Genomic DNA, 12,482 nt, shown 5'->3' on the forward strand with positions numbered 1-12,482 from the left:
TCGAAAAGGCCCCGATACCGCAATATGACCTGGCTGCTGGACCTCACTCCCGACGAATGGAATGCGGTCCGGCTGTCCATCAAGGTGGCGACGGCTGCGATGCTGGCCAGTCTGCCGCCGGGCATAGCGATCGCGCTGCTGCTTGCCCGGGGGAAATTCTGGGGCAAGGCACTGCTCAACGGGCTGGTGCATCTGCCGCTGATCCTGCCCCCCGTGGTGACCGGTTATCTCTTGCTTTTGACTTTCGGCAGGCGCGGGCCGGCCGGTGCATTCCTCGCCGAACATTTCGGCATCGTCTTCTCGTTTCGCTGGACGGGTGCCGCCCTTGCCTGCGGCGTCATGGGCTTTCCCCTGATGGTGCGCGCGATTCGACTGTCGATCGAGGCGGTGGACCGCAAGATGGAGGCGGCGGCGGGCACGCTCGGCGCCAACCCTGTGTGGGTGTTCGGCACCATCACGCTGCCGCTGATCCTGCCCGGGCTGATCGCCGGCGCCATCCTGTCCTTCGCCAAGGCGATGGGCGAGTTCGGCGCTACGATCACTTTTGTCTCCAACATCCCCAACGAGACGCAGACGCTGCCGACGGCAATCTACACCTTTACCCAGGTGCCGGGCGGCGACGAAGGGGCGCTGCGGCTGACGCTGATTTCCATCATCATTTCGATGGCGGCACTGGTCGCCTCGGAAGTGTTGGCGCGGCGCGTCGGCCGGCGGATGGACATCGAATGAGCGTCCTTGTCGACATTGGACATCGGCTTGGCGATTTCGCCATCGACGCCCACTTCGGGAGCGCCGGACGGCTGACGGCGCTGTTCGGGCCATCCGGTTCGGGCAAGACGACGCTGATCAACATGATTGCCGGGCTGATCCGGCCCGACAAGGGGCGCATCGTGGTCGACGGCCGGGTGCTGGTCGATACCGGTGCCGGCATTTTCGTGCCAAGGCACAAGCGCCGCATCGGCATGGTATTCCAGGACGCGCGCCTGTTTCCGCATATGAGCGTACTGAGCAATCTGCGCTACGGCCGTTGGTTCACGCCGGCGGCGGAACGCTACGCGGACATGGATGCCGTTGTAGAATTGCTGGGCATCGGCCCGCTGCTTGGGCGACGGCCGGCAAAACTCTCGGGCGGCGAGAAACAACGCGTGGCGATCGGCAGGGCGCTGCTTGCCAGCCCGAGACTGCTGCTCATGGATGAGCCGCTGGCCTCGCTCGACGAAGCCCGAAAGGCCGAGATCCTGCCCTATATCGAGCGACTGCGCGACGAAACGAAAATCCCGATCGTCTATGTCAGCCATTCGGTTGCCGAGGTGGCGCGGCTGGCCAGCGATGTGGTGATGCTGGCGCAGGGCAAGGTCATCGCCAGCGGGCCGACCGAGGCAGTCATGCAAAGGCTCGACCTGTTGCCAGCCGAAGAGCGCGGCGAGGGTGGCGCCGTGCTGGATACGAAGGTGCTGCGTCACGACGAGACTTTCGGCATGACCGTGCTCGGTTCGGCCGCCGGCGAGATCCGCGTGCCGCGCCTTGAGATGAAGCCCGGGGCTCCCGTGCGCATCCGCATTCGCGCTCGCGACGTGATGATCGCCACGGAGAAACCGACCGGCCTCAGCGCGCTCAACATCCTGCCGGGCACGATCGTCGCGATCAGCCCGGGCGAGGGACCGACGGTCGAGATCGGCATCGACTGCGATGGCGCAACCGTGCTGGCTCGCATCACGGAACAGTCGCGGCAGGCGCTGAAGCTGCGGCTTGGCGACAAGGTCTTCGCGGTGGTCAAGACCGTGAGCTTCGACCGGGCGAACACCGGCGCCGGTTTGCCGCTCGAGGTCGACGGCTGACAGGGGTGGTGATCGCCGCTATATTGTTTTGGAATAACGGTCGCCGAGGCTGAAGCGATCGCGGAGGAGCAAAAATGCCGTCGCTGAGCTTGCGGATAAATCTCGATCCGGACGGACGGATAGGCCCTGGCAAAATCGAGCTTCTGGAGCACATCGCCACGTTCGGTTCGATCTCGGCCGCCGCGCGCGGTATGGAGATGTCCTACAAGCACGCCTGGGATCTGGTCGAGGACATGAACCGGGTGTTCGGCAAGCCGCTGGTTTCGGCGCAGACCGGAGGCCGCAAGGGCGGCGGGGCGCAGCTGACTACGGTCGGTCTGGCGGTGGTCAGCCGCTTTCGCGCCATCGAGCGCGCGGCGTCCGCCGCGGCGGCGACGCATATGGATGCGCTGCAGGCCGAGATTGAAGCGGGGTAGGGAACAGTAGTAGTCAGTAGTCAGCAGTCAGCAGTCAGTAGTCAGTAGTCAGTAGTCAGTAGTTGGTTGGCTTCACTACTCACTACTCACTACTCACTATTACTCCTGCTTCCGCAGCAAATACGTGTCCATGATCCAGCCTTTTTCCCGGCGGGCTTCGTCGCGGCGCTTCTCGATTTCGGCGCCGACATCGCTGAGGCGGCCGGACATGATGATCTCGTCCGGCGTGCCGAGATAGGCGCCCCATTGAATGAAAAGGTCCTGGTCGGCCAGCGTGTTGAAGGCGCATTTGCCGTCGAGCATGACGACGGCGCTGCCGGCATTGTCCGGCATGCCTTCCTCGGCCAGGCGGCGGCCGGTGGTGATCAGCACGGGATCGCCGATGCGGTTCAGCGCCGTTTTGTGGCTGGCGGCCAGCGCCTGGATGGCTGATATGCCAGGGATGACTTCCAGCTCGAAGGCGACACTGCCCCTCACACGCACGCGCTCCAGGATGCGCAGGGCGCTGTCGTAGAGCGAGGGGTCACCCCAGATCAGGAAGGCGCCGCAACCGTCCCCGGCGATCTCGTCGCGGATCAGCCCCTCGTAGATGGCGGCGATGGCTTCATGCCATTCGTCGACCGTCGAGCGATAGGAAGACGTTGGTTCGGCGCGCACCGGCACGTCGAACTCGACCCGGCGTGAGGTCGGGTTGGTGACGAAGCGGTCGCAGATCCCGCGCCGCAGGTCGGCAAGGTCTGTCTTGTCGGCGCCCTTGTCGGGAATAAACAGGACGTCCGCCCGGTTCAGGCCCAATATGGCCTGAACCGTCATGTGGTCGGGATTGCCGGCGCCGATGCCGATGACGAGAAGCTTGCGCATGCGGCGAACTCCTGCCCGATCGTAACCTGTTAGTCCAGACCGCATGCGTGTCCAGACCGCATGGTTGTCCAGACCGCATGGTTGTCCAGGCCGCGTGCGTGTCCACTGACGCGGAAGGGCTTTGAAACGCGGCATTGAAAGGGCTAGGGTCCCGCGGGCATTCTCGGCGAAGGGGCTTTCATGCTGCGATATGTTTTGACCACCGTACTGGCCCTGTCGGCGGCGCCTGCATTGGCCAATGATTCGGTTGCCGAGCTTGGCACCGGCGGCCTGATCCTGTCGCGCAACGATGCCGTGGCGATGCAAAGTGAGGATCTTTTCATCTCGCCCGAAAAGGTGACGGTGGATTACGTCTTCCACAACAACACCAACAAGGATGTCGACGCGATCGTGGCCTTCCCGATGCCCGACATTTCGGGCGATCCCGAAGAGATGCCGGCGATCCCTGAAAATCAAAGCGACAACTTCCTCGGCTTCGAGGTGACGATCGACGGCGCGCCGGCAAAGCCGCAACTCGAGCAGAAGGTGCTCGCGCTCGGCATCGACATCAGCGCCGATTTGCAGGCGCAAAACGTGCCCTTCAATCCGTTCGGCGATGCCGCCAAGGCGGCGCTGGCGAAGCTGCCGCAAGCGGTGGCCGACGACTGGGTCAACCGCGGCATCATCATCGAGGATGCGGAGGCCGACAGTGGCCAAAAACCCGGCTATTCGCCGTTCTGGCAATTGCGCTCGACCTATTGGTGGCGCTCGGCCTTCCCAGCCAACAAGGACGTTCACGTCTCGCACCGCTACAAGCCGAGCGTCGGCGGCACGTCGTCTGTCAGTTTTTTCAATGAGGGCCAGTTCCAGGGTTCATACGCAGCCTACAAGACCCGCTACTGCATGGACGACACATTCGAGAATGCGGTGCGCAAGGCGGCGAAGGACAATGCGGACGGTTATCCCAAATTCTACGAAAGCCGCATCGCCTATATCCTGACCACCGGCGGCAACTGGGCGGCGGGCACCATCGGCAAGTTCAAGCTGACCGTCGACAAGGGCAACCCGAAAGCCCTGGTCTCCTTCTGCGGCGACAACGTCAAAAAGGTCGGGCCGACGAGTTTCGAGATGACGGCGCACGATTTCTATCCCGAGCACGATATCGATATCCTCCTGCTCGAACCATCGGACAGCAATGGCGGGGACGCAAATTGATGCATGTCGCGATCTACGTCGCCATTGCCGCGAACGGCGTGATCGGGCGGGATGGTGGGTTGCCCTGGCGGCTCTCCACCGACCTCAAGCGCTTCAAGGCCGACACGATGGGCAAGCCCATCATCATGGGCCGCAAGACCTATGAAGGCATCGGCCGGCCGCTGCCGGGCAGGCTGAACATCGTCGTCACCCGCGACAAGGCGTGGCGCGCCGAGGGCGTCGAGGTGGCGCATACGCTGGAAGCCGCGATCCAGCTGGCAACGGTGCGCGGACGCTGCATGACAGGCGTCGACGAGGTCTGCATCATCGGCGGCGGCGAGATCTATGCCCAGGCGCTGCCACTGGCGGACCGCCTGCACGTTACCCATGTGCTGGCCGCCGTCGACGGCGACGCGTATTTCCCGCCGATCGACCCAGATACATGGCACGTGGTCAGTTCGCAGGAGGTTCCGTCAGGAGAAAAGGACAGCCATGCGACGCGCTATACGGTTTACGAGCGCCGCCGCGGGATGGTTTGAAGACAAAAACGGTATTTAAGGACGACAAAGGGTCGCTACCGGCCCAAAACGGATGAAGTCGACGGGCATCGCGTTGAAAGCGTGCCGTGGCGTCCCTATAGAAGAACGACACTGGATTTGCGCCGTACCCGCGGCGCTTGAGGGAATTCCAAGCGAAAGGACATTCATGCCCTGGAACGACAAAGGTGGCGGAGGCGGCGGCCCGTGGGGCGGCGGCGGCAACAATCAGGGACCCTGGGGGCAGGGACCCAAGGGGCCGAGCGGCCCGCAGGGGTCGCCTCCCGATCTCGAAGACATCATTCGCCGTGGCCAGGATCGGCTGAGGCGCGCGCTGCCCGGCGGCGGTGGCGCCAGTCCGGCCGTGTTCGGGCTGATCGCCGCGGTGCTGGTCGTTCTGTGGGCCTTCCAGGCGGTCTATACCGTGCAGCCCGACGAGGTCGCGGTCGAACTGCGCTTCGGCAAGCCGAAGGCCGAGCTTTCCCAGCCTGGCCTGCACTTCCATTGGTGGCCGCTTGAAACCGTCGAGACGGCCAAGATTTCAGAGCAGCTCGTCGACATTGGCGGTGGCAACACCAGCGGCAACGGCCTGATGCTCTCGGGCGACCAGAACATCGTCAATGTACAGTTTTCGGTGGCCTACCAGGTCTCCGACCCCCGCGCTTACCTGTTCGACGTTTCCGACCCGGACGGCATGCTGCGGCAGGTTGCCGAGAGCGCCATGCGCGAAGCCGTCGGCCGCCGGCCGGCACAGGACATTTTCCGCGACGACCGCCAGGGCATTGCCGCCTCGGTGCGCGAGATCATCCAGACGACACTGGACGGCTACAAGGCCGGTCTCAACGTCAACGCCGTCTCCATCGAGGATGCAGCACCGCCACGCGAGGTGGCAGATGCGTTCGACGAGGTGCAGCGTGCCGAGCAGGACGAGGACAAGTTCGTCGAGCAGGCCAATCAGTATTCCAATCAGAAGCTCGGCCAGGCACGCGGCGAGGCAGCCCAGGTCCGCGAAGACGCGGCCGCCTACAAGAACCGTGTGGTGCAGGAAGCCGAAGGTGAGGCCCAGCGCTTCATCTCGGTCTACGACGAATATGCCAAGGCCCCCGATGTCACGCGCAAACGCCTTTATCTGGAAACCATGGAGAGGGTTCTGAAGGACTCGAGCAAGGTCATCGTCGAGCAGGGCAACGGACAAGGTGTCCTGCCCTATCTGCCGCTGCCCGCGTTGCAGCCGAAACCGCCAGCGCCGGCTGCCCCCGCCGCGAACACGGGAGGTACCCAGTGATGATGGCCAACCGTCTTCCCATCTTCGTCGTCGTAGCGGCGGTCATCCTGTTCCTGATCTATTCCTCGGTCTTCGTGGTCAATGCGCGCCAACAGGCGCTGGTGCTCCGCTTCGGCGAGATCGTTGACGTCAAGAGCGAGCCAGGCATCTACTTCAAGGCGCCGTTCTCGTTCTTCGACGCCGACACGGTGCAGCTGATCGAGAACAGGGTGCTGCGCTTCGATCTCGACAACATTCGCGTCCAGGTGTCGGGCGGCAAGTTCTATGAGGTCGATGCCTTCATCGCCTACCGCATCTCGGATCCGCGCGTCTTCCGTGCGGCAGTGTCGGGTCAGATCGAACTGGCCGAAGCGCGGCTCAGGACGCGTCTCGACGCTGCCTTGCGCCGCGTCTACGGCCTGCGCGATTTCGAGGCCGCGCTCTCCGAAGAGCGTGCCGTGATGATGCGCGAAGTTCGCGATCAGCTCAGGCCCGACGCCACTTCGCTCGGCTTGCAGATCGAGGACGTCCGCATCCGCCGCACCGATCTGACCGCCGAAGTTTCACAGCAGACCTACGACCGCATGAAGGCGGAACGCCTGGCGGAGGCCGCGCGGCTGAGGGCACGCGGCAACGAAGCGGCACAGCGCATTACGGCACGCGCCGATCGTGAAGTGGTCGAGATCGTCGCCGAAGCGCGGAAGGAGTCCGAAATCCTGCGCGGCGAGGGCGAAGCCCAGCGCAGCGCCACCTTCGCGGGAGCCTATCAGCGTGATCCGGCCTTCTTCGACTTCTACCGGTCGATGAATGCCTATGGCACCGCGCTGGACAGCACCGGGACCACCATGGTGCTGTCGCCAAGCTCGGAGTTCTTCCGCTACTTCCGCGATCCCGACGGCAAGGAAGGGCCGGCGAAGCCGACATCGCCGGCACCCGCCGCGCCGGCGGCGGCACCTGCCGCGCCGACGACACAGCCCAGCACCGGCCAGTAACGGCCGGTGCAGGATTTCTTCGCGGCGATAGGCCTGGTCCTTGTCATAGAGGGCCTGGTCTATGGCGGCTTCCCCCGCTTTGCGAGGAAGCTCGCGGGCGAAGTGCTGTCGATGCCGGAGAATGCATTGCGGATTGGCGGGCTGGCCGCCATCGCCATCGGTGTCGGCATCGTCTGGCTGGTGCGGGGCGGGTAAAGGCGTCCGGTTTGCGGAATAACACTCGATTTACACTCCGCCGATAGCCATAGCCGCAAACGTGCCGTATTTCTTGCCATCATGGCGCGACACGGCGTTTTCGTCGAAGCGCTTTTCTCTTTCAGAAATGCCGGGAGGCTTCTCGATGACATCCAACACCCTTTTGCGCGCCGCTCGACGGACGTTGGTCGCCGGTACGGCAGCGCTTGTCCTGGGCACTGCCGCCATCCCGTCCTTCGTGACGCCGACATTCGCCGCCGACGGGCCTGCCTCGGTCGCCGACCTGGCGCAAGGCGTGCTCGGCGCGGTGGTCAACATCTCGACCTCGCAGACGGTGAAGGGCACCGAAGGGCCGGGCGCCGTGCCGATGCCGCAGCTGCCCGAAGGCTCGCCCTTCCAGGATTTCTTCGACGACTTCTTCAAGAACCGCGGTGGCGACAAGGACAATGGGTCCCAGAAGGTGCAATCGCTCGGTTCGGGTTTCGTCATCGACGCCGAGCAAGGCATCGTCGTCACCAACAACCACGTGATCGCCGATGCCGACGACATCGAGGTCAATTTTTCCGATGGCGTGACCTTGAAGGCGACGCTGGTCGGCACCGACACCAAGACCGACGTTGCGGTGCTGAAGGTCGATCCGAAAGGTCACAAGCTGACGGCGGTGAAATTCGGCGATTCCACAAAGATGCGCGTCGGCGACTGGGTGATGGCGGTCGGCAATCCGTTCGGCCTCGGCGGCACCGTCACCGTCGGCATCGTCTCGGCACGCAACCGAGACATCAATTCGGGCCCCTATGACGATTTCATCCAGACCGATGCGGCGATCAACCGCGGCAATTCGGGCGGGCCGCTGTTCAACAGCGCCGGCGAGGTCATCGGCATGAACACCGCGATCATTTCGCCGTCCGGCGGCTCGATCGGCATCGGCTTCTCCATTCCCTCGCAGCTCGCATCGGGCGTCGTCGAGCAGTTGCGCCAATATGGCGAGACGCGGCGCGGCTGGCTCGGCGTGCGTATCCAGCCGGTGACGGACGACATCGCGGAAAGCCTGGGCATGGCGACCGCCAAGGGCGCGCTGGTGGCCGGCGTCATCAAGGGCGGACCAGTCGACAACGGCACCATCCAGGCCGGCGACGTCGTCATCAAGTTCGACGGCAAGGACATCCATGAAATGCGTGACCTGCCGCGCGTCGTCGCCGAAAGCCCCGTGGGCAAGGCCGTCGATGTGCTGATCGTGCGCAAGGGCGTCGAGCAGACGGTGAAGGTGACGCTCGGCCGGCTCGAGGATGGCGAGAAGCTCGCCAGCGGCGAGAATGGCAACACCGACCAGAACAAGGGCGGCGACAAGGCTCCGGCTGTCTCGACCGCCGCGGTGCTTGGCATGACGGTCGGCGAACTCAATGACGAGACGCGCAAGAAGTTCAGCATCGCCGGCGATGTCTCCGGCGTCGTCATCACCGATGTGGCAAAGGACTCTGCCGCCGCCGAACGCGGTATCCAGCCGGGCGAAGTGATCACCGAGATCGCGCAGGAGTCGGTTGCCACGCCCAAGGACGTCATGGACCGGATTGGCGCGCTGAAGGAGCAGGGGCGCAAGAACGCGCTGCTGATGCTGGCTTCGAAGACCGGTGAGCTCAGGTTCGTGACGATTCGGATGGATTGACGTCCGGCAGGACCTGCAAAACCTGATTTTGACGGAAAGGGCGGTTAGAGAGCCGCCCTTTTTCCTGCCTGCCAGTCTTGGCGAGACAGCCGGTAGAACACATTTCGCTTGAGCGCGGGATGGCTGTCGGGAATGCCGGGATGATCGAAATCGGCGGAGGGATCGGCTGTCATGCCGAGACGTTCCATGACGGCAGTCGAGCGGCGGTTGTCGGCGACGGCGAAGGAAACGATTTCGTCGAGGACCAATGTCTCGAAACCGTAGGCCAGCCATGCCTCGGCGGCCTCGGTGACATAGCCCTTGCCCCAGAATTCGGGCGCCAGCCGCCAACCGATCTCGATCATGCTGGCCGGCAGGAACGGCAGGTGATCGGTTCCGGTTATGCCGACAAAGCCGATGCATTCGCCCGTGGCAACGATCTCAGCGGCCGCGAAGCCAATGCCGTCGCGATCGATGGCGGCGCGGAACTCATCCATCTTGGCGTCGGCGGCGGCACGGTCGCGGCGAAACGGGAAGAACTCCATCACGCGTTCATCGGAATTGATGCGATGGAACAGTTGGCGGTCGCGATCCTCCCAATTGCGCAGGATCAGTCGTTTGGTACGGATTGATTTCATTGCACGAATTCTTCCTGCCGGTAGCCCTGCAGATAGAGCAGCGCGGTCAGGTCGGCATGGTCGATCCGGACTTTTGCCTGCGCCGCGACACTAGGCTTGGCATGGAGCGCGACACCGGTGCCGGCCAGGCGGATCATGTCGAGATCGTTGGCGCCGTCGCCGACGGCGATGGCATCCGCCGGCGTCAAGCCAAGGCGCGCACAGATTTCGAGCAGCGCCTCGGCCTTGGCGGCGCGGCCGAGGATCGGCTCGCCGACCAGCCCGGTGAAGCGTCCATCCTGGTCGAGCAGACTGTTGGCGCGGTTTTCCTGAAAGCCCAGCATCGCAGCGATGCGCGTGGTGAAGACCTCGAAACCGCCCGAGACAAGTGCAGTCCAGGCGCCGTTGGCGCGCATGGTCTGGACCAGCGCGCGGCCGCCCGAGGCCAGCGTCAGCCGATTGGCGACGATATGCTCGACAACGGCGGCATCGAGACCCTTGAGCAGCGCCACGCGCTCGCGCAGCGCCGGCTCGAAGGCGATCTCGCCATTCATCGACCGCGCGGTGATGGCCGCCACGTGATCCTTGACGCCGATCTCGTCGGCCAGTTCGTCGATGCACTCCTGGTCGATCATGGTCGAATCCATATCGGCGATAAGGATTTTCTTGCGGCGTGTTTCAGCCTGCTGGACGATCACATCGATGGGCTCAACGGCCAATGCGGCACGAAGCCTTGCAGTCGTTTCATCAGCCTGCGCCTCTGGCGGCAGGTCAAGATCACAGGCAATGCCTTCGGCCAGCCAGACGACAGTGCTTGCGCCCACCGACCGTGAGGCCATATTCGCAAGCGACGGCGACAGAGCGCGGTCAGCGGGATGGGAAACAAGCGTGGCAATGAGCGGCATCGTGAATTCCGGCGCGGATGCGGGCGAAGGCCGCGTGAAGAACGCGATCCTGATAGCCGGGCCAACCGCCAGCGGCAAGTCGGCGCTGGCGCTCGAACTGGCCGAACGCACAGGTGGCGTCATCGTCAACACCGATTCCATGCAGGGCTATTCGGTTCTCGACGTCCTGACCGCCCGGCCGGAGGCGGCCGAGCTCGCAAGAGCGCCGCATTTTCTCTATGGGCATGTCGATCCCGGCTCCGCCTACTCGACCGGCGCCTGGCTGCGCGACGTGATGAAACTGATCGACGACGGCACGTTCTTCGAACGGCCTGACGGAACACTCTCGCGGCGGCCAATCTTCGTCGGCGGCACCGGCCTTTATTTTCGCGCGCTGACCGAGGGTATTTCGGAAATGCCCGACATTCCGCAGCGGATCCGCGATCGCTGGCGCTATGAGTTGAAGGAGCAAGGCGCGGTCAAGCTGCACGCCCTGTTGTTGCGTGAGGATTCGAGGGCCGCCATGCAGCTGAAGCCAACCGACAGCCAGCGCATCGTGCGGGCGCTCGAGGTGCTCGACGCGTCCGGCCGATCGATCCTGGAATGGCAGGCCGAGCGCGGCCGGCCGCTGATCGACAGGCAGAGCGCGCATTTCCTGGTCATCGAGCCGGATCGGGCGGCATTGGTCGACCGCATCGAAAGACGTTTCGACCGGATGCTGGACAAGGGCGCGCTGGAGGAAGTCAAGCAGCTTGCGGCCCTTCATCTGGACCCAGACCTGCCGGCGATGAAGGCGATCGGCGTTCGCGAACTGCAGGCTGCGATGGCAGGGCAATCGAGCTTTCCCGAGGCGATCGAGCGCGCCAAGATCGCGACAAGGCAATATGCCAAGCGGCAGGCGACCTGGTTTCGCCATCAACTGGGGCCGGAATGGCAGAGACTGCGCCCCGGTGACGATCTCGAAACCACGATCCAAACACTTGCTGCTAATGCAACTTAAAAAGTTGATCTTGAGGGCAAGGTTCCCGCCGAAGTTGCCGGAATTAACGCTCCGTAAGGCGGTCGGTGCCATAAGGTCGGTGGGCACTTTTCCATCGGGGAGCAGATGCGTTTCCATAAGGCGGAATCCGCTTTTTTCGTCTTTATTTTCGTGATCCTCGCTGCTGGCCTGGTGACGCTGCACGCCTATGGGCTCTTGCAATCCTTCGCCACCGAGCTCCATACGCCTTCGGGCCTGGACAAGGTCATCTACCTCAACAAGCTGTTGTTCGCGACAGGCGTTCTGCTCGCGACCGCGCTGTTTTTCGGCATCTTCTTCATCTACCCGCTGATCCGCAAACAGGCGACGGAAGAAGGCAAGCTGCGCGCCATGACGGTTTCGCTCAGTGCCCGCTCCGAGACGTTCGAGCATGCCGCCCTGACGGACGGTCTGACGGGCATGCAGAATCGCCGCTATTTCGACGACGCGCTGAAGGAATATCTCGAGGAGTTCCGGCGCATCGAAAAGCCGGTCGGGCTGATGATCCTCGATCTCGACCATTTCAAGCAAGTCAACGATACCCACGGCCACGACGTCGGCGACGAGGTGCTCAAGGCTGTCGCCAGATGCCTCAAGGACATGACACGTTTCCACGATGTGGTGGCGCGCCTGGGCGGTGAGGAATTCGCCGTGGTCACGCCCAACATGGAGGCGGACCTTCTGGCCAAATTCGCCGAGCGCATCCGCAAGGCGATCGCCAACATGTCGATCCTCTCCGGCAACAATGTCCGGCTCAAGATCACGACCAGCGTCGGCCTCGCCGTCTGGGACCGCAAGGAAACCGCCGAGGAATTCTACCGCCGCGCCGACCGCCAGCTCTACGAAGCCAAGAGGCAAGGCCGCAATCGCGTCTGCGCCTAAAATCCCGTCACTGAATTCGTGAGGCCGGTCGGCTGCTGCCGTTTTCTGCGCTTCCGGTGCTCATATGTGGACGGCCCCCTGCTTGCAAGGTTTTGGCTGAAGATGATTTGATCGGATCGCTTGCGCTCATATGTCCGGCCTTTTGCGCGCGGATATGTGAGCGC

Annotated in this window: 15 protein-coding genes; 11 read left to right on the forward strand and 4 right to left on the reverse strand. The window is 63.6% G+C overall.

The window, feature by feature from the left end:
• The first annotated feature begins 24 nt into the window (after positions 1–24).
• The 3 genes from modB (at position 25) to O7A70_RS30890 (ending at position 2,254) form a co-directional block, all read left to right on the forward strand.
• The gene (gene modB, locus O7A70_RS30880; protein ID WP_337143722.1) at positions 25–729 is read left to right on the forward strand and encodes a molybdate ABC transporter permease subunit; all 705 of its coding nucleotides are present in this window, start codon (positions 25–27) and stop codon (positions 727–729) included.
• Positions 726–1,838, forward strand: a complete 1,113-nt coding sequence (gene modC / locus O7A70_RS30885; protein ID WP_337143723.1) for a molybdenum ABC transporter ATP-binding protein — start codon at positions 726–728, stop codon at positions 1,836–1,838. Before modB ends, modC begins: the two co-directional genes overlap by 4 nt.
• A 74-nt stretch (positions 1,839–1,912) precedes the next feature.
• Positions 1,913–2,254, forward strand: a complete 342-nt coding sequence (locus O7A70_RS30890; protein ID WP_127279684.1) for a winged helix-turn-helix domain-containing protein — start codon at positions 1,913–1,915, stop codon at positions 2,252–2,254.
• A gap of 99 nt (positions 2,255–2,353) precedes the next feature.
• Here the strand turns inward: O7A70_RS30890 and cobF are convergent, their stop codons facing one another.
• Positions 2,354–3,115: a precorrin-6A synthase (deacetylating) gene (cobF, locus tag O7A70_RS30895; RefSeq protein ID WP_337143724.1), complete on the reverse strand. Its 762-nt coding sequence runs from the start codon at positions 3,113–3,115 to the stop codon at positions 2,354–2,356.
• A gap of 180 nt (positions 3,116–3,295) precedes the next feature.
• Between cobF and O7A70_RS30900 the strand changes: the two genes are divergently transcribed.
• The 5 genes from O7A70_RS30900 to O7A70_RS30920 all read left to right on the forward strand — a co-directional run bounded on the left by O7A70_RS30900 (position 3,296) and on the right by O7A70_RS30920 (position 7,275).
• Positions 3,296–4,309: a DUF4424 domain-containing protein gene (locus O7A70_RS30900; protein ID WP_337143725.1), complete on the forward strand. Its 1,014-nt coding sequence runs from the start codon at positions 3,296–3,298 to the stop codon at positions 4,307–4,309.
• Positions 4,309–4,827, forward strand: coding sequence for a dihydrofolate reductase (locus O7A70_RS30905; RefSeq protein WP_337143726.1), 519 nt, complete (start codon positions 4,309–4,311; stop codon positions 4,825–4,827). Before O7A70_RS30900 ends, O7A70_RS30905 begins: the two co-directional genes overlap by 1 nt.
• Positions 4,828–4,993: 166 nt before the next feature.
• Positions 4,994–6,109, forward strand: a complete 1,116-nt coding sequence (hflK, locus tag O7A70_RS30910; protein WP_337143727.1) for an FtsH protease activity modulator HflK — start codon at positions 4,994–4,996, stop codon at positions 6,107–6,109.
• A 2-nt stretch (positions 6,110–6,111) separates the two neighbouring features.
• Complete coding sequence (gene hflC, locus O7A70_RS30915) at positions 6,112–7,080, forward strand: protease modulator HflC (protein WP_337105194.1); 969 nt, start codon at positions 6,112–6,114, stop codon at positions 7,078–7,080.
• 6 nt (positions 7,081–7,086) lie between these two features.
• A complete protein-coding gene (locus tag O7A70_RS30920; RefSeq protein WP_027141711.1) occupies positions 7,087–7,275 on the forward strand; it encodes a DUF2065 domain-containing protein in 189 nt (62 codons plus the stop codon).
• 30 nt (positions 7,276–7,305) lie between these two features.
• Here O7A70_RS30920 and O7A70_RS30925 read toward each other — a convergent pair whose 3' ends face one another.
• A complete protein-coding gene (locus O7A70_RS30925; RefSeq protein ID WP_281405555.1) occupies positions 7,306–7,431 on the reverse strand; it encodes a hypothetical protein in 126 nt (41 codons plus the stop codon).
• On the opposite strand from O7A70_RS30925, the gene O7A70_RS30930 reads away from it, so the two are divergent.
• Positions 7,421–8,938 (forward strand): DegQ family serine endoprotease, encoded by a 1,518-nt coding sequence (locus tag O7A70_RS30930; protein ID WP_337104916.1) that lies wholly within the window; start codon positions 7,421–7,423, stop codon positions 8,936–8,938. The two genes, O7A70_RS30925 and O7A70_RS30930, sit on opposite strands and share 11 nt — an antisense overlap.
• A 44-nt stretch (positions 8,939–8,982) precedes the next feature.
• On the opposite strand, the gene O7A70_RS30935 is transcribed toward O7A70_RS30930, so the two are convergent.
• Positions 8,983–9,555: a GNAT family N-acetyltransferase gene (locus O7A70_RS30935; RefSeq protein WP_337143728.1), complete on the reverse strand. Its 573-nt coding sequence runs from the start codon at positions 9,553–9,555 to the stop codon at positions 8,983–8,985.
• Positions 9,552–10,439 carry a phosphoserine phosphatase SerB gene (serB, locus tag O7A70_RS30940; RefSeq protein WP_337143729.1) on the reverse strand — a complete coding sequence of 296 codons (888 nt, stop codon included), beginning with the start codon at positions 10,437–10,439 and terminating at the stop codon, positions 9,552–9,554. The genes O7A70_RS30935 and serB overlap by 4 nt, the downstream gene beginning before the upstream one ends.
• Between serB and miaA the strand changes: the two genes are divergently transcribed.
• The gene (gene miaA, locus O7A70_RS30945; protein WP_337143730.1) at positions 10,429–11,418 is read left to right on the forward strand and encodes a tRNA (adenosine(37)-N6)-dimethylallyltransferase MiaA; all 990 of its coding nucleotides are present in this window, start codon (positions 10,429–10,431) and stop codon (positions 11,416–11,418) included. The two genes, serB and miaA, sit on opposite strands and share 11 nt — an antisense overlap.
• 105 nt (positions 11,419–11,523) lie before the next feature.
• Entirely contained in the window at positions 11,524–12,318 is a 795-nt protein-coding gene (locus O7A70_RS30950) for a GGDEF domain-containing protein (RefSeq protein ID WP_027141716.1), read from the forward strand.
• The last annotated feature ends 164 nt before the right edge of the window (positions 12,319–12,482 follow it).

This window comes from Mesorhizobium sp. Cs1299R1N1 (genome assembly GCF_037179655.1).
Classification (GTDB): domain Bacteria; phylum Pseudomonadota; class Alphaproteobacteria; order Rhizobiales; family Rhizobiaceae; genus Mesorhizobium; species Mesorhizobium salmacidum.